Source organism: Geobacillus sp. CAMR5420 (genome assembly GCF_000691465.1).
GTDB classification, from domain to species: Bacteria; Bacillota; Bacilli; order Bacillales; family Anoxybacillaceae; genus Geobacillus; species Geobacillus thermoleovorans.
Genome location: NZ_JHUS01000052.1, coordinates 88,690 through 105,077 on the forward strand (window position 1 = coordinate 88,690; position 16,388 = coordinate 105,077).

The 16,388-nt window shown below is 52.1% G+C and carries 20 protein-coding genes; 8 read left to right on the forward strand and 12 right to left on the reverse strand.

Translation table 11 applies throughout. From position 1 onward, the window contains the following. Positions 1–22: 22 nt before the first annotated feature. Positions 23–172, reverse strand: a complete 150-nt coding sequence (gene rpmG / locus DI44_RS04815; protein ID WP_011231931.1) for a 50S ribosomal protein L33 — start codon at positions 170–172, stop codon at positions 23–25. Positions 173–331: 159 nt separating this feature from the next. Here rpmG and DI44_RS04810 point away from each other — a divergent pair, with 159 nt between their 5' ends. Beyond that, complete coding sequence (locus DI44_RS04810; RefSeq protein ID WP_012820534.1) at positions 332–682, forward strand: sigma factor-like helix-turn-helix DNA-binding protein; 351 nt, start codon at positions 332–334, stop codon at positions 680–682. Continuing rightward, positions 679–1,128 carry an endolytic transglycosylase MltG gene (locus DI44_RS04805; protein ID WP_015375407.1) on the forward strand — a complete coding sequence of 150 codons (450 nt, stop codon included), beginning with the start codon at positions 679–681 and terminating at the stop codon, positions 1,126–1,128. Before DI44_RS04810 ends, DI44_RS04805 begins: the two co-directional genes overlap by 4 nt. 144 nt (positions 1,129–1,272) lie before the next feature. Here DI44_RS04805 and pstB read toward each other — a convergent pair whose 3' ends face one another. The 4 genes from pstB to sodA all read right to left on the reverse strand — a co-directional run bounded on the left by pstB (position 1,273) and on the right by sodA (position 6,649). Continuing rightward, complete coding sequence (gene pstB / locus DI44_RS04800; RefSeq protein ID WP_011231934.1) at positions 1,273–2,091, reverse strand: phosphate ABC transporter ATP-binding protein PstB; 819 nt, start codon at positions 2,089–2,091, stop codon at positions 1,273–1,275. Between the two features lie 321 nt (positions 2,092–2,412). Then, on the reverse strand, positions 2,413–4,527 hold the full coding sequence (locus tag DI44_RS04795; protein WP_021322337.1) for a penicillin-binding protein 2: 2,115 nt from the start codon (positions 4,525–4,527) through the stop codon (positions 2,413–2,415). Between the two features lie 72 nt (positions 4,528–4,599). After that, positions 4,600–5,892 carry an MFS transporter gene (locus tag DI44_RS04790; protein WP_011231936.1) on the reverse strand — a complete coding sequence of 431 codons (1,293 nt, stop codon included), beginning with the start codon at positions 5,890–5,892 and terminating at the stop codon, positions 4,600–4,602. A gap of 142 nt (positions 5,893–6,034) precedes the next feature. Then, positions 6,035–6,649 carry a superoxide dismutase SodA gene (gene sodA, locus DI44_RS04785; RefSeq protein WP_011231937.1) on the reverse strand — a complete coding sequence of 205 codons (615 nt, stop codon included), beginning with the start codon at positions 6,647–6,649 and terminating at the stop codon, positions 6,035–6,037. A gap of 202 nt (positions 6,650–6,851) precedes the next feature. On the opposite strand from sodA, the gene DI44_RS19495 reads away from it, so the two are divergent. The 3 genes from DI44_RS19495 to DI44_RS04770 all read left to right on the forward strand — a co-directional run bounded on the left by DI44_RS19495 (position 6,852) and on the right by DI44_RS04770 (position 8,570). Beyond that, positions 6,852–7,361, forward strand: a complete 510-nt coding sequence (locus DI44_RS19495; protein ID WP_011231938.1) for a hypothetical protein — start codon at positions 6,852–6,854, stop codon at positions 7,359–7,361. Continuing rightward, on the forward strand, positions 7,325–7,702 hold the full coding sequence (locus DI44_RS19500; protein ID WP_033025841.1) for a methyl-accepting chemotaxis protein: 378 nt from the start codon (positions 7,325–7,327) through the stop codon (positions 7,700–7,702). Before DI44_RS19495 ends, DI44_RS19500 begins: the two co-directional genes overlap by 37 nt. Before the next feature lie 94 nt (positions 7,703–7,796). Next, positions 7,797–8,570: a DUF1189 domain-containing protein gene (locus tag DI44_RS04770; RefSeq protein WP_021322335.1), complete on the forward strand. Its 774-nt coding sequence runs from the start codon at positions 7,797–7,799 to the stop codon at positions 8,568–8,570. 38 nt (positions 8,571–8,608) lie between these two features. Here DI44_RS04770 and pstA read toward each other — a convergent pair whose 3' ends face one another. The 3 genes from pstA to DI44_RS04755 all read right to left on the reverse strand — a co-directional run bounded on the left by pstA (position 8,609) and on the right by DI44_RS04755 (position 11,377). Beyond that, positions 8,609–9,532, reverse strand: a complete 924-nt coding sequence (pstA, locus tag DI44_RS04765) for a phosphate ABC transporter permease PstA (RefSeq protein WP_011231941.1) — start codon at positions 9,530–9,532, stop codon at positions 8,609–8,611. A gap of 1 nt (position 9,533) precedes the next feature. Further along, entirely contained in the window at positions 9,534–10,421 is an 888-nt protein-coding gene (gene pstC / locus DI44_RS04760; RefSeq protein ID WP_020278347.1) for a phosphate ABC transporter permease subunit PstC, read from the reverse strand. A gap of 65 nt (positions 10,422–10,486) precedes the next feature. Further along, positions 10,487–11,377, reverse strand: coding sequence for a phosphate ABC transporter substrate-binding protein PstS family protein (locus DI44_RS04755; protein ID WP_020756545.1), 891 nt, complete (start codon positions 11,375–11,377; stop codon positions 10,487–10,489). A 299-nt stretch (positions 11,378–11,676) separates the two neighbouring features. Here DI44_RS04755 and DI44_RS04745 point away from each other — a divergent pair, with 299 nt between their 5' ends. Both DI44_RS04745 and ispG read left to right on the forward strand, forming a co-directional pair. Next, complete coding sequence (locus DI44_RS04745) at positions 11,677–11,991, forward strand: LysM peptidoglycan-binding domain-containing protein (RefSeq protein WP_020756543.1); 315 nt, start codon at positions 11,677–11,679, stop codon at positions 11,989–11,991. Between the two features lie 82 nt (positions 11,992–12,073). After that, positions 12,074–13,198: a flavodoxin-dependent (E)-4-hydroxy-3-methylbut-2-enyl-diphosphate synthase gene (gene ispG / locus DI44_RS04740; RefSeq protein WP_021322333.1), complete on the forward strand. Its 1,125-nt coding sequence runs from the start codon at positions 12,074–12,076 to the stop codon at positions 13,196–13,198. Between the two features lie 57 nt (positions 13,199–13,255). Here ispG and DI44_RS04735 read toward each other — a convergent pair whose 3' ends face one another. After that, the gene (locus DI44_RS04735; RefSeq protein WP_011231947.1) at positions 13,256–13,603 is read right to left on the reverse strand and encodes a hypothetical protein; all 348 of its coding nucleotides are present in this window, start codon (positions 13,601–13,603) and stop codon (positions 13,256–13,258) included. A gap of 97 nt (positions 13,604–13,700) precedes the next feature. Between DI44_RS04735 and DI44_RS04730 the strand changes: the two genes are divergently transcribed. Next, positions 13,701–14,267, forward strand: a complete 567-nt coding sequence (locus DI44_RS04730; protein WP_020756540.1) for a haloacid dehalogenase — start codon at positions 13,701–13,703, stop codon at positions 14,265–14,267. 37 nt (positions 14,268–14,304) lie between these two features. Here the strand turns inward: DI44_RS04730 and DI44_RS04725 are convergent, their stop codons facing one another. Genes DI44_RS04725 through DI44_RS04715 form a run of 3 tightly spaced genes read right to left on the reverse strand, consistent with a single transcriptional unit; the run spans position 14,305 to position 16,347 of the window. Then, positions 14,305–14,724, reverse strand: coding sequence for a Fur family transcriptional regulator (locus DI44_RS04725; RefSeq protein ID WP_021322332.1), 420 nt, complete (start codon positions 14,722–14,724; stop codon positions 14,305–14,307). After that, complete coding sequence (locus DI44_RS04720; RefSeq protein WP_021322331.1) at positions 14,721–15,554, reverse strand: metal ABC transporter permease; 834 nt, start codon at positions 15,552–15,554, stop codon at positions 14,721–14,723. The genes DI44_RS04725 and DI44_RS04720 overlap by 4 nt, the downstream gene beginning before the upstream one ends. A 25-nt stretch (positions 15,555–15,579) precedes the next feature. After that, complete coding sequence (locus DI44_RS04715) at positions 15,580–16,347, reverse strand: ABC transporter ATP-binding protein (RefSeq protein WP_011231951.1); 768 nt, start codon at positions 16,345–16,347, stop codon at positions 15,580–15,582. Positions 16,348–16,388 lie beyond the last annotated feature (41 nt).

The window sequence follows — 16,388 nt, forward strand, 5'->3', positions numbered from 1 at the left end:
GCAGGAATCATCTTCCCACTGCTTACTTCGTTTCGCGGTGCAACGTGACTTTGCGATCGCGCGGGCAATATTTTTTCAATTCCAAACGCTCTGGGTTGTTGCGTTTATTTTTCGATGTAATATAGTTGCGTTCGCCGCATTCTGTGCATGCCAATGTAATGTTCACGCGCATCTTTTTTCCCTCCAAACGAGCTTTATACTTTATATATAATCAGACCTTTCTATGATACCATTTTTCTTCGGCGATTTCCACCTCTAAATTTCATCTTTGTTCAATAAGAGCGCCACAAGCAGAGAATGGTATGGTATAGTGAAAAGGGGAGGGATGCATGTGGTGGAATACGCAATCATCGCTTTGGCAGCTCTAGCCATTATTCTCCTTGTTCTTTCCTTTTTTGCGAAAGATGAACTGAAACCGCTCGAAGAACAAATCGATCATTTGACCGTTTCCCTGGCGCAAGAAACGTACCAGATCAAAAAGCGGCTGCAAGTCATCGAGGAGGAGCTCCTCATTCCGGAGCGGCAACGGTCCGCTTCGCCGCGGCTTGGCGGATCATTGTCGCCGGCCGATCGGCGCATCTTGTTTTTGCATAAACAAGGATTCCCGCTCGAAGACATCGCCCGTGAGACGGGGCTGACCGTTGCGGAAGTCGAGCGGGCGGTAAGGAGGTTGCGCCGATGAACAAGCGATCCATGCGTTCGTTTGCCCTCGGGCTGCTTGCATCGACAGCACTGATCGGCGCCTCGTATTACGCTTCACCCCCGGCTGCACCGACGGAAGCGGAAATCAAGACGTTCCTCAAACAGCATGGGCTTGTCGCCGTGGCGAAAGAGGAATACGACAGGCTCCGCAGCGCTCAGCCGAACGCCGCTCCGAAAGCGGCGTCCAAGCAGATGTCCGAACCATCAGGGCAAACCGTTTACGTCTATCGACTCGTTATTCAAAAAGGAGATACGCCAGAGACATTTGCCCGCGAACTTGAAGAGGCTGGCATCGTTCAAAGCGCCCGCGCCTTCAACGACTACTTGGAACAACATGGGCTGACGCGCTCCATCCGCCCCGGCGTCTACAACGTGCGGAGCGATATGGACTACGCAGCCATCGGCCGTTTGATTGCCGAACCATAACGAAAGAAGGTGTCCCTCCCAAAGGACCGGGACACCTTTTCTTAAGGCTGTGTCTGCGCATCAAACAGCGTTTTTTGAAAGAAACACATCTTTTTTGAAACGAACTTTTTGTCCGTCATGCCTGACGCCCTCCGGCCGCTTTTATCATCCGAACCGCCCGGCGATATAATCCGCCGTCCGCTGATCAGCTGGACGAGAAAACAACGTTTTTGTCTCTCCGTACTCAATCACTTCTCCGTTTAAGAAAAACGCTGTCCGATCGGAAATGCGAGCCGCCTGCTGCATATTATGCGTGACAATGATGATGCTGTATTTTGTTTTCAGCTCGCCCATCAACTCCTCGACCTTCGCTGTCGAAATGGGATCGAGCGCTGATGTCGGTTCATCCATTAAAATGACATCCGGCTCGACGGCCAAACAGCGGGCGATGCACAGCCGCTGCTGTTGGCCGCCCGATAAACCGAGGGCATTTTCATGAAGCCGATCTTTGACTTCCTCCCAGAGCGCCGCTTGGCGCAAGCTTTTTTCGACGATCTCATCGAGCCGCCGCCGGTCGCGGATCCCATGAATGCGCGGCCCATAGGCGACGTTGTCATAAATCGACTTTGGAAACGGGTTGGGCTTTTGAAATACCATGCCCACTTGCGTCCGCAGCTGTTCAACAGGGTATGACGTGTCAAAAATGCGGCGGCCGCGATACAAAATCTCCCCTTCGAGCCGGACGTTTGGAATGAGCTCGATCATTCGATTGAGCGTTTTGATATAGGTTGACTTGCCGCATCCTGACGGGCCGATAATCGCTGTAATCTCGCGTTCATAAAAAGACAGGTGAATATGTTTTAACGCATGATGCTCGCCATACCATACGTTCAGTCCATTCGTTTCGTAAACAACCTCTTTTTTCACCAACTGGGCCGAAGGAATGTCCTCTTTTCGGCGCTCCACCACCGCCATCGTACTCATCGGCGTGACTCCTTTCATTTCCTTCCGCCCTCACTGGCAGCGGAAGATCGAGTTTTTCCTATCATGAGCATACAAAACGATCGTTAACGCTGTGTGGACGGTATGTAAAGTTTTTGTAAACGAACATCATTTTTTGGCTCTTCACCACAACATGTACTTGACAAGCAATACGGTTTCCTGCACAAAGATATGCAAAAAGTGCTGATTTTCCCTCACAAGCGTAAATAGGGTATGTTCAGAAAAAATCAAGTACAACTTTTAGTGAAGAGCCATTTTTTTGCAAGCGCAAAAAAAGAGGCGCCTGGCTAGGCGCCTTTCATGTCAGCGCGCATCGGCGGCCTCCGCGCCGCCTTGCGCATCGAAGCTGCTCCCGCCTCCGGCCGCCCGCTTCGCTTTCAATTCAAAATAGGCGTCCAAAATGCGGCGGCCGATCCGGTCATTAATCCCGTCGCTCTCCCCTTGCGTCGCCCACGGGACGACAACGGCGAACGACACTTCTGGATCGTTGTACGGCGCATAGCCAACAAGCGTCAAGTTGTACGTTGGATCATTCCGTCGGCTTTGGATCGGTCCATCGTAAAACGCCTCTGCCGTCCCCGTTTTGCCGGCCGGCTTGTACGAAGCACTCGCAAAGTACGAATACGCCGTTCCGCCCGGCTCTTGCATCACACGGCGGAATCCTTCTTGCACCCGCTTGATGTATTCCGTCTTCATATCAATCCGGTTTAGCACAACCGGTTCGAACCGTTTCATGATCCGGCCAAGTTTTTTTCCGTCAGCCGACGGCTCACGAATTTCTTTGACAAGCTGCGGCTTCATCCGATAGCCGCCGTTGGCGATCGTCGAGACGTATTGCGCCAGCTGCATCGGCGTATACATGTCGTACTGGCCGATCGCCAAGTCAAGCAAAAGACCAGGAATTGTACTTTGTCCTTGGAAGCCGCCGAGTTCATTCGGCAAGTCAATGCCTGTTTTGACGCCCAAGCCAAATTGGCTGAAATAGTGGCGAATCGTCGTAAATGCCTCTGGATTGATGCGAAGCGGCGCGTGCGGACGATACACACCGCCCCCGATGGCGATCGCTGTTTTGAACATATAGACGTTCGATGACTGCTTGAGCGCCGTCAGCTCGTTGATCGTCCCCATCGTTTTCCACGATTTTTTCACCGGAGTCTTTTTAATATACAGCGGCTCGTCCTTGATATACGTATTCGGATGGAGCACTCCCGTTTGAAAACCAGTAAGGACAGTCGCCCCTTTCACCGCCGATCCCATCGCATAGGCGGACGTGATGTTGCCGATGGCAAAGTCGACAAATTTGCCGTCTTGAAGAAGCTTGCCGGCCATCGCCAACACTTCGCCCGTCTTCGGGTTCATCATGACGACAAACGCCCGGTCCAAGAGCGGCGATCGGCCTTTGCGCTTCGTCGCCAGAATCTCTTGTTGAATGATTTGCTCAACCTTTTGCTGGAGCTCGGCATCAATGGTTAACACGAGGTCTTTGCCGCGCTCGCCTGGATACACTTGCTCAACCGAGATGACATTGCCCGATTTGTCAACAACGTTTTTCACTTTTGCCTTTTTGCCGTGCAGCACTTCTTCATACTGCATCTCCAAATAGCTTTTGCCGACGCGGTCATTGCGGCTGTAGTCGCGGGCTAAAAAGTAATCGAGCCGTTCGCGCGGGACGCCTTCGTCTTCTTCCGTCACACTGCCGAGCACAGAGCGGAATGTATTGTCATACACGTATTTCCGGTCCCAATCCACCGTCGTATTGACGCCGGGCAGCTTGCTCAAATGCTCGCTGACGACCGCATATTCGCGGTCGGTCACTCCTTTGCTTTTGACCGTCTGTGGCGTCAAGGCGTAGCCGCTCTCCATCTCATGTTTAATGGCGATCACTTCAAGCTCTGCTTTCGAAATTTGCGCCAAATCTTGCTTGGTGATGCGATCGAGCGTCCACTCGTACACTTTTTTGTCGATCTCTTTTTGCGTCAATCCTTGATCAGCGAGCTTTTTCCGTTCTTGTTCGCTCACCTTCCGTTTCGCTTCTTTCGGATGCGTTAAAATCCAATAATCTTTCATATCGCGCTCAGTTACTTTTTTCTCAGCATCGGGAATGTCGATGTATTGGGCAAGTTTCCTTGCTATGTCCAATATTTCTTCCGGCTGTGTCGTTTTGGAGCGCGTGTACGTAATCGCCTTTTGCGGTGTGTTGTCGACGATCACGCGGCCGAATCGATCGTAAATTTTGCCGCGCGGCACCGGCGTGCTGACGATTTCATCCTGCGTTCGCTCCACTTCGCGCCGATAATCTTCACCGTAGACGATTTGTACGACGCCAAGGCGTAAAATCAGTGCTGAAAACAACAAAAAAACAAAGAAAAACAAAATGTTTAACCGAATCGGCACTTGTGCTCGCTTTTTCCGTTTCATCCCCCGGTCCTCCTTCTCCTCCCCCTATTGTAAAAGAAAAAGTCGGTCATGGCTAGGGAAAAACTTGGCCCCTCACACCGGCGAACGGCCTCGTTCGCCGGCCAGCTTCGGCCGAAGCAAAAGCCTCTCGCGCTGATCGCGCTCCGGACGGCCATCGGTGAAGCGAATGCGGCGGACAAACCAATAAATCACCAAATGCCCGGCCCCGCACACAAACATAAGCACCCGAATGCCAGCCTCTTCACCAAAGAGCGCCATAGCCGTCAAAAAGGCTAAAATCGATGCCACCCGTCCGGCGTTTAAAAACAATTCCCGGACAACAATGTATTCGACGCGCGCCTCGGCCGATTTCCAGCTCTTTCCGATGACGTCAAACGTCAAGGAGGAATACGGAACAAGCAGCAATGGATACGCAATGGCGATCGTGATGGCATAAAGAATGAGGCGCGGATAGGTTGGATGGAAGACGATCAAAAAAATCGCTCCGTATAGCAACGCTCCTCCCAGCAAAATCGCTTTCATCCGATATTCATGCTTGATCAGCCGGGAGACGGCATAATAGGCGACAAACGATGTAAACGAGTTGACAAGCCCGAATTTGCCGAGCGCCCATTCACTTCCAGAAGTGACATACACAAGCACGGAAATGATAAACACAAACGTGCCTTCGCGCAATCCTTGAAAAAAGTGGGCATTCGTAATGAGCCGCCAGTTCCGGTTTTCATTCCGCTCCTTTAAAATGCGGACGAACAAATATTTCCCCGCGGCCGCGCGGCGCTTCAAGAAAAAGCTGAGCAGCACAGCGACAAGAAACAAGCCGAGCGACAGCGAGAAAACGAACGTATACCCTTTCGCTCCATGAAGCGATGAGATGATATAACCGGCGGCAATCGGCCCGATCATGCCGGCTGATGAGGTCAACACCCCGAAAAAACCGTTAAAAAAGTCGCGCGTCTCCGGTTCGGTAATTTCAAATGTCAACACGTTAAATGCCAGCCAATAAAAACCATAGCCGACGCCGAGCAGCGCGCCGAGAAAAAGCAAATATTGATGAGCGCGAGAGCCGACCAATAAAACGGTGACAAAAAAAACGGCTAAACACGACACGCCAAGCCGCAAAACGAGGATGCGGTCAATTTGTTTCGCCAGCCGTCCGGCGAAAATAAACGTCAGCGGCTGCATCGTGACGACCGCCAAATTGTATAGCGCCAAGTCGCGGAAATCGCCGGTCTGTTTCCATAAATAAATGTTGACAAACGTGTTTGAGAGGGAAACACCGAGCGTGTAAAACCCGCCGATGCAAAGCAAAAGCAACAGGTCACGGTTCACTTGTTCTTGGCCGGTTAGTTTTTGGAAAAATGCCATTGCAAACTCCCCTTTTCATCTATCCGGTAGTGTGGCCATTTCCGCTATGGCTATGCACCCGGCGCGAAGAAAACCGCTTCCTTTGCCTACACCCTCCGTCGCTAAAAAAAGCGGGGCGTTTTGTTTCGCCCCGCTTTGTTGATTACTTCGCTTTCGCTTCGCTGTACCGTTTCGCCACTTCGTCCCAGTTGACAATGTTCCAGAATGCGGCAATGTATTCCGGACGGCGGTTTTGGTATTTCAAGTAGTACGCATGCTCCCAAACGTCCAAGCCGAGAATCGGCGTTTTGCCTTCCATGATCGGCGAGTCTTGGTTCGGCGTGCTCGTAATTTCCAGCTCGCCGTTGTTCACGACAAGCCATGCCCAGCCAGAACCGAAACGGCCGGCCGCTGCTTTCGAAAACTCGTCTTTAAACGCGGTGAAGCTGCCGAATTTTTTGTTGATCGCCTCAGCCAGCTCACCCGTCGGCTCACCGCCGCCATTTGGCGACAAAATCGTCCAGAAAAGCGAGTGGTTTGCATGACCGCCGCCGTTGTTGCGCACCGCCGTGCGAATGCTTTCCGGAAGGGCTTCCAAATTGCTGAGCAATTCTTCGAGCGATTTGTTTTGCAAATCCGGATGCCCTTCAAGCGCCGCATTCAAATTTGTAACGTATGTGTTATGGTGCTTCGTGTGGTGAATGTTCATCGTTTCTTTGTCGATGTGCGGCTCAAGCGCATCATACGGATACGGCAATGCTGGCAATTCAAATGGCATACCGATCTCCTCCTTTTTGATTTATGTACACGAACGCCAAAGCGTTCGCTTGAGATTAGCTTACCAAAGTTGGCACAATGTTTCAATCGATTTGCTTGTCCTCGCTTTTTGTTTACATATTTTCAACACACCGTTGACCGTTTCTTCATAATGACAAGCTATAGTATAAGGTAGCTTCCAGTTAAGGGGGAACTCAGCGAAAATGGAAACAAAGCGATCACGTTCTTTATGGAACGCCTTTCGACTTGAGACAATTGTCATGATGGCCATGGTGCTCACAACGACGTTGTCGGCCCTTGTCATCACCTCAATCGGCTATATTCAAGGGCGCCATTCAGCGATTCAGTCGATCCAACAACAGTTGCAGCTATCAAGCGAAACGATGGTTGAAAAAATTTCTATTTTAAAAGCGACAACGACCAATGAAGCATTTTCTCAAAAACTGAATTATTCATTGACGCTAAATGAACGGAAATTCCACGCCTTACACCTTCATCCGGTGCAATTGATTGTAACGAAAACGGGAAAGGCGGTGGCAAAACGGCCATCCTCGCCCAATCAAACGCTGCCCGAACAGGTCGTGCGCGATATATTGAAAAAGAAGCAAGGTGTTTTGCATACAGACCAATGGCTGGCTGCATTTTCTAGTTCAAGTGATTTGCAAGGAGCCAAGATGTGCAAAGCCAAATCGAGGCCGCGGTTCAATCGATGAAAGAAAGCGCAAAACAACTCGATGAAACGAAAAAAACATTCACGGAAAGCCAACAAGCCTTTGAAGAAATCACCACAATGGTGTCGCATTCATCCGCACATACGCTGCAAATTTCAGAACAATTCGCCGCCATCGAGCGGCAAATCAGCGAAATGCGTGAACATATCGCAGAGATTGCCACCGTCGCCCAACAGATTGCTTCGTCGATGGAGCAAATTTCGCATTTTACCGACGGCCAGCACAATGCCATGGCTGCCATTCGTTCCGAAGCCGATGCACTAAATGAACGGGTGTTGCAATGGCGCGCCTTGCTTGAAACCTTTCATTTGCCTTCTGACTAAAGCGGGAAGATGCCCGCTTTTTCTTTGTCTCAAGTTGAATTCTTCCTCTTTCCCGGCTACAATGGAAAAGGAGATAAAGAAAGGTGTGTCTGCGATGAACGTATTCGTCCAGCTGTGGAAAAGCTTATATTCTCCGAAAGACATCGCCCGCTTTCGATTTCAGGGAATTGGGAAAACGATCGGTTATTTGTTTTTGCTGACTTTGCTGTCCATTCTTCCGACGTTTTACTATGTCTCCTCGTCGCTCACTGAAGGCATCCGCACAACGAGCGCCTTATTGAATAACGAGTTGCCGCCGTTTTCGATTGAAAACGGCGAACTTCACTCGGAGGCGGCCACGCCGATTCATATTGATCAAGGCGGATTTACGATCATTTTTGACAGCACCGGCAAAGTGACGAGTGAGAACGTCGAGCAGTTTCCGAACGCCATCGCGCTCTTGAAGCATGAAGCCGTGCTCGTCGCCGGCCATCAGGCGCAGCATTACAGCTATGCCACGTTTCCGGATGTGACCATTACCGACGAAGACGTTCGCGCGTTCATCGCCGGTCTTCAGTCGCTTCTCCCTGTCCTCATCCCGCTTTTTGGGTTCGTTTTATACGTGCTCGCCTGCGCCGGGAAATTCATCAGCGTGTGCATCTTTGCCTTTTTCGGCCTGATTCTTGCCGGCGTGCTCGACAAAACGCTGCGCTACCGCCATACATGGGTGATGTCGGCTTACGCCATTACGCTGTCGACCGTCTTTTTCACCGTGATGGAAACGGTGCAAGCGGTCGTGCCCTACGGCGCGTTGATCCATTGGTTCGTTTCGCTTGTCGTTCTCTTTTTGGCAGTCAAGGAAGTGCCATCAGCCAACCGGGAAATATAAAAAAGCTGCCTGTCGATGCAGGACAGCTTTTTTTGTGCTTACGCTGCTTTGCTTCTTTCTCCTCGTCCTCGACGCGCGCGCCGCCCCCCGGAGAAATGCCGCGCAAGCAAGGAAGAAGCGAGCCGTGCAGCCAAATTGAATAAAAGAACGGCCACCATCAACACAGCCGCCGATTTGGCCGCGATCAGCTTTGCGTCTGGGACAATGCCTTCCGAATTCAATTTCCAAATATGCACGGTCAGCGTTTCGGCCGGCCGGAACACGTTCAGCGGGTTGGCCTGGCTGCCCCAATCCGCATCCCAACGAAGCATCGGAGTCGTCAGCCCAGCGGTATAAATGAAAACAGCCGCTTCGCCGAAAATGCGCCCAGCCGATAAAATGACGCCGGTGACAATTTGCGGGATGGCGGCCGGAAGCACCGCTTTGACCAACGTCTGCCAGCGCGTCGCTCCAAGGGCAAGACTCCCCTCTTTAATGTTGGCTGGAACATCCAAAATCGCCGTTTCGCAAATGCGCGTCAATCCAGGCAAATTGATGATCGTGACGGCTAACGCTCCGCCGAGCAGCGTATAGCCCCAACCCGTCAAGGTGACAAACGCCAACAATCCAAACAACCCGACGACAATCGACGGCAATGATGCCATCGTTTCCAGGCAAAGGCGAATGAACCCGACGATCCGCCCTTGTTTGGCGTATTCGGCCAAATAAATTCCAGCTCCCAACGAAAGCGGAACCGACAAAAGCAATGTCACAACCAACATATAAAATGAATTGATGAGCTGCGGACCAATGCCGCCGCCCGCTTGCGTATTGCTCGGCCGTCCGAACAGAAACTCAGGTTGCCAAAACCCCGCTCCTTTCGACAACACAACGGCAAAAAAGAACATGAGCAACCCGATGACTGCAGCAGCCACCGCATAGAAAATGCCTGTCCAAACTTTATCGATCATTCGCGCTGTCATCTTATCGCTCCTTTCTCGGGCCGACCAAACGGATCACGGCAATGAAGAAAAACGAGATCAAGAGCAAAATGAGCGCCAATGTCCATAACGCGTTGTTCCATGGTGTTCCGTTGATCGTATTCGCCATATCCATCGTCAATACACTTGTTAACGTCGCCGTCGGGCTGTCAAGGCCTGAAGGCAGCTTAATCGTATTGCCGATCACCATCTGCACGGCAAGCGCCTCGCCAAACGCCCGCGCCAAGCCGAGAACGACGCCGGTGGCAATCCCGGCTTTCGCCGCCGGAACGATGACGCGGGAAATGGCCTGCCAACGCGTAGAGCCAAGCCCGTATGATGCTTCCATATACGTCATCGGGACATTGGCCAAGGCGTCGGCCGCAATGCTGGTGATAGTCGGCAAAATCATCATACTAAGGACGATGATCCCCGCCAACAGACTAAAGCCGGAGCCTCCGAACCATTCGCGCAAGAGCGGAACGAGAATCGTCACCCCAAGCCAGCCATACACCACCGACGGAATGCCGACAAGCAGCTCCAGCACCGGCTTGAGCAACGAAACGAACCATTTGGGAGCGATAAAGTTCATGAAAATCGCCAACGCCAACGCGATCGGCGCACTGATCAACAAAGCGCCAAGCGAGACGAGCATCGAGCCAACAATAAAAATGAGCGCCCCATACTTCGGCGGCGTGCCGTTTGGATCCCATTGCATCGAAAGCAACATGTCGGAAAGCGAAAGACCGCTGTCCGTAAAGGACTGAATTCCCTTTACCGCCAAAAAGATGATCATCGTCACCGTAATCAGAACGATCAGCCAGCCGCAGATGACCGCAAACGTGCGGCCGATGTACTCTTCAAGCCAGCGATTCCGCCGTTTCGTATGCATTTGTTGCATGGCTTCATCCCTCCATTGTCAAAGGCCGGCCTAACGAGCCGGCCTTCCGCCCTTCTCTACTCCAATTCCGTCATCGGGATATACCCCATCTTTTTAACGGTCGGCGCAAATTCTTCGCTCTTGACAAAGTCGATAAACGCTCGCACTTCTTCCTTCGCTTCCCCTTTGGTAATCATGTATTCATACGACCAAAACGGGTACTTTTCCGTGCGGATGTTTTCCACCGTCGGTTCCGCGCCGTCAATTTTGACCGTTTTCAAGTTTTTCTTTTCCCCGATTAAATACGACATCGCTACATAGCTGACAGCGCCCGGCGTCGAGCTGATCGCCTGTTCGACCGCTCCGTTCGAATCTTGCACCGTACCGATGGAATCATCGACTTTTACGCCTTTCATGATCGTTTTCTCAAATGTCGCCCGCGTACCCGATGACGCCGGACGGTTGATCACGTGAATGGCTTCATCTGGTCCGCCGACTTCTTTCCAGTTTTTAATCTTTCCGCTGAAAATATCTTGAATTTGCTTCGTCGTTAAATTATCGACCTTCACATCGTCGTTAACCACAATCGCAAAGGCGATGCCGGCCACTTTATGGTCAACAAGCTCTGACGCTTTCGATTTGTCGTCCAGCTTCTCCGCCGCCGGCACATCCGAGTTGCCGATTTGCACGGCGCCGGCTGCCACTTGGTTGACGCCCGTACCGCTGCCGCCGCCTTGAACGGTGATCGATACGTCCGGATACTTTTCCATAAACGCGTTTGCCGCTTCCTCTGCCAGCGGCTGAAGCGCTGTAGATCCTGCTAGTGCAATGGTGCCGGAGTAGGTTTCTTCTTTCTTTGCCGTTCCTTCATTGCCGCCCGCGTTGTTCTTTTCAGTCTGCCCGCAGCCGGCCAAAACGCCGGTCATCAACAAGGCGGCCAATCCCAATTTGACTCGTTTGCTCCACATTCAGAAATCCCCCCGTTTTGTTTTCGTACTTTCAACGTACAAGACCATTGTAGCGAGACATTGTTAGGCCCTTATAAAGCAGTTGTTAAGTTTCTGTAAAGACAAAAAACAGGAATATTTTCAAAAAGCCGTCAAGCGAGCCTTGAAGGCAAAGAAGAACGGTGATGCCGTTTTTCAAATTGGAGACATTCTTTTGTTGAAGTGTTTTCCTCATGAACTCAACGACCTTGCTAAGGAAGACATATTTTCGCTGGACAAGCATACATATGAAATAGATATACCCATGCGGAGGAAGCGTCATGAAAAAATTCATGTTTCTCCTGCTTCTCGTTCTTTCCAGTTATATCGTTTACCGCGACCTTGTCATCGGAACGCTTCACCCTTCATCTGAAACAGCGGCAGCCGTTGTCCAGTCGAAACAGGCGGCCATCCCGTACCGGACGGTGACCATTCGCCCTGGCGATACGTTGTTGTCCATCATCGAGAAAGAACTCAACGGCCCATTGCCCGTTCCGCTCGAGCAGCTGATCCGTGATTTTGAACGGTTAAATCCAGGCGAACATGCGCAAACATTAAAAATCGGGAAAACTTATAAAGTGCCGATCTATCGCTAACCGGCGAATCGCTTGTCAAACGGCGGATGGCACTGTTACAATAATGCAGAAAGCGACTTGAATGCAAAAGGAGCGAATTCCCGTGGGTGAAATCATCCATCGTTCAAAGACTCGGCCGGTCCGCGTCGGTCCGCTGACAATCGGCGGCAACAACGAAGTCATCATTCAAAGCATGACGACGACAAAAACGCACGATGTCGAAGCGACGGTGGCGCAAATCCACCGTCTCGAGGAAGCGGGGTGCCAAATCGTCCGCGTCGCCTGCCCGGACGAGCGGGCGGCTGAGGCCATACCGGAAATCAAAAAGCGAATCAACATCCCGCTTGTCGCCGACATCCACTTTGACTATAAATTGGCGCTGAAAGCGATCGAAGGCGGCGTCGATAAAATCCGCATCAATCCAGGCAACATCGGGCGCCGCGAAAAAGTCGAAGCGGTCGTGAAAGCGGCGAAAGAGCGCGGCGTACCGATTCGCATCGGCGTCAACGCTGGATCGCTGGAAAAACGCATTTTAGAAAAATATGGATATCCAACAGCCGACGGCATGGTTGAGAGCGCCTTATATCATATCCGCATTTTAGAAGAACTTGATTTTCACGATATTATCGTTTCGTTAAAGGCGTCCGACGTACGCCTCGCCATTGAAGCGTACGAAAAAGCGGCGCGCACGTTCGACTACCCGCTCCATGTCGGCATCACCGAAGCGGGCACGCTTTTCTCCGGCACGATCAAAAGCGCGGTTGGACTCGGCGCCATTTTAAGCAAAGGCATCGGCAATACGATCCGCGTTTCGTTAAGCGCCGACCCGGTTGAAGAAGTGAAAGTAGCGCGCGAAATTTTAAAAACGTTCGGACTCGCTTCCAATGCGGCGACGCTCATTTCCTGCCCGACGTGCGGGCGGATTGAGATCGATTTGATCAGCATCGCCAATGAAATCGAGGACTATATCGCCAAAATTAAGGCGCCAATCAAAGTCGCCGTGCTCGGTTGCGCCGTCAACGGACCAGGGGAAGCACGGGAAGCCGACATCGGCATTGCCGGCGCCCGTGGCGAAGGCTTGTTGTTCCGCCACGGCAAAATCGTCCGAAAAGTACCGGAAGAGCAAATGGTGGAAGAACTGAAAAAAGAAATCGACAAGCTGGCGGAAGAATATTTTGCAAAGCAAAAGGAAAACAAAGCCGCTCTGAAAGGCAGCGCCGCCCAATGAGCGGAAGGTTCCTGCACAACGAGAAAGGGCGTCCCCGCTTGGGGACACCCTCGCTTTTTACGTATAAAACGGCATAATAAACAGGCGGACGAGAATAGCGATGACGCCGATGCCGATGGCCCACGCACCGAGCGTCTCTGCGCCGCGCCGGCGCGCGATAAACCCGACAATAATGCCGGCCGCCCCTAACAAAATCGGCCAAATAAACAAGGCGATGATGGACAGGGCCAAAGCGAGCCAGCCGAGCCCGGCGCCGTCCGCGCGTTCTTCGTCCCGTTCGTCGCCGCGGCGAATCGGTTCAGCGACTTCCGCCGCTGTTTCTTCCATAAAATTGCGTTCTGGTTCCTCTTTTCCGATCGATTGCACGTAACTTCCGTTATACGTGCGCTCGCGGTCGTCTGCCATATGCTTCCCTCGCTTTCCTAAAGTAAGAAGCATTATTAGTATGAGAAACCGGCGTTATTTTATCAGTGTGAATATTTTCTAACAGGAGGATGAAGCGGTGAAAAAACGGCTTGGCATCGACATTGACGGCACGGTGACATGTCCGAGCACGTTCATTCCGTATTTAAACGAAGCATTCGGCAAAGAGCTCGCATTACACGACATTACGCAATACAATTTGGCGCCGTTATACGGCGTGGCGGAGGAAGAAATGGACCGCTGGCTTGAGGAAAACGAAGCGGATATTTATGAGAGGGCTCCGCTTGCCCGCTATGCGCTTGAGGTGATTGACAGCTGGAAAGACAAATACGAGCTGTATTACATCAGCGCCCGCGGCCGCCATTTGTATGATCTCACCGAGCGCTGGTTCCGGCGGCACGGCGTCCATTACCACCATATTGATCTGATTGGGTCGCACGACAAAATCGCCGCCGTCCGCCAATATAAGCTGTCGGCCTTCTTTGAAGACAAGTACGATAATGCCTGCGAAATCGCCAAAACATGCGGCATTCCCGTCATTTTGTTCGACACCCCGTACAACCAAGGCCCGCTCCCCGAAAACGTCATCCGCGTCAATAACTGGCTTGAAGCAAAGCGAGAAATCGAACAGCGCCTCCAGCCATAAACAAAGGGCTGATCCAAAACGCGAATGCGTTTTGGGATCAGCCCCTCTGTTGACATTGCGGACATGTGCCGTAAATTTCAAACTTATGGTCCGTGATCTCATACCCATCGAGCTGCGCCGCAAACCCGTCCATCGGACAAGCGTCAATCTTCTTCGTTTTTCCGCACTGGATGCAAATGAAATGATGGTGGTGGCGGCGGGCGCCGCAGGCAAAACGGAAATGTTTCTCCCCGGAAAGCTCGGTCATTTCCAAAATGCCAAGCAGCGTAAAGAGCGACAAATTGCGGTACACAGTATCAACGCTCAAGCCCGGATAGAGGGGACGGAGCGCTTCAAGCACGTCTTTGGCCGTCAAGTATTTGTCGCTTTCGGCAAACAACTCAAGCATTTGTCTCCGTTTTTCCGTATATTTAAATCCTTTCTCTTTCATCAACTGCAACGCTTCGTCGATATTCATCGCTGCCGCCCCCTTTTCCATCCGAGTGCGAAAAGCAAAATGACAACCGCTGCGATGACGATCGTTCCACCCGGCGCCCAGTCTAGCTCATACGCCGCCCAGAGCCCGGCGATGACGGCCAGCTCCCCGAACAAAATCGAAAGCCCGATCACCTGTTTAAAACTTTTGGCGATGCGGATGCTCGCCGCCACCGGCAGCGTCATGAGCGACGAGATGAGGAGCACGCCGACGATGCGCATCGATGCAGCAATGACGAGCGCAACAAGCACAATAAACAAAAAATGGATCCATGTGGTGCGAACGCCGGAGACTCGGGCGTATTCCTCGTCAAAGGAAAGAAGAAACAGCTCTTTGTAAAACGTCAAAATCACGATCGCGGCAGCTGCGGCGACAGCAAACGCTGTCCAAACATCAGCACGGCTGACGGCGCTGACGCTGCCGAATAAATACGAAAACAAATCGGTCGTAAACCCGTTGGCCATCGAAATGAAAATGACGCTCAAGCCAAGACCGGACGACAACACGATTGGAATCGCAAGCTCTTCATAATGCCGATACACAGCGCGCAGCTTTTCGATAAACAGCGACCCGACGACGGAAAACCCCATTCCGATGTAAAGCGGGTTCCAGCTCGCGGCTGCCGGCGCCGCTTTTCCAAGCAAGAGCCCGGCGGCAATGCCGGCGAGCGTCACATGACTCAATGCATCAGCGATGAGCGACAGCCGCCGAACGACAATAAAAACGCCGAGCAATGGCGCCGTAAAACCGGTCAAAACGCCGGCAACAAACGCATTGCGCAAAAATTCGTATTGCCAAATGGCTTCCCACACGTGTCATTCCTCCACCGTCACCGTTTCATTCCGCCCGTTCATGCTCGTGAGAGAGAACATGGAGCGGATGGCCATAAAACTGCGAAATCGCCTCGTTGCCAAGATGTTCGAACTCTTCCGCCTTTCCATGGAAATAGAGGCGCTTGTTCAAACAGGCGATATCGGTCACCCGGTCCGTGATCGTCCCGATGTCATGCGTCACTAAGATAAGCGTTAAGCCGCGGCGGTTCAAGTCGCCGAGCAGTTCGTAAAATTCATGCACATGGCGCGCATCCACGCCGACCGTCGGCTCGTCTAAAATGAGCAAATCCGGCTTGCTCGCCAGTGCGCGGGCGATAAATACCCGTTGTTGCTGGCCGCCGGACAGCTCCGCGATATTGCGCTTTGCCAGGCCGCTCAACCCAACGGCCGCGAGCGCCGCTTCGACCGCACGGCGGTCTTCGTGTGTCAGCGGCCGAAATAAGCCGCGTTTGGCCGCCAACCCACTCGCCGCCACTTCCTCAACCGTCGCCGGAAAGCTGCGGTTGAAGCTGTTCGCTTTTTGCGACACGAAACCGATTCGATGCCATTCGCGAAACGATTCAATCGGCTCGCCGAACAAAAAAATGCGGCCGCTGTTCGGTTTTAACAAGCCGAGCACACATTTGAGCAGCGTCGATTTTCCCGAGCCGTTCGGGCCGACCAATCCTAAAAATGCCCCTTTCGGCACCGTTAAACTAACATGCTCAAGCACGTTCTCGTTTTCATAGCGGAACGACACATCCTCAATTTGCACAACAAGCCCATTTTCCATGGCGGTTCTCCCTTGCTAATTCAGAATCATTCCGATTTGCT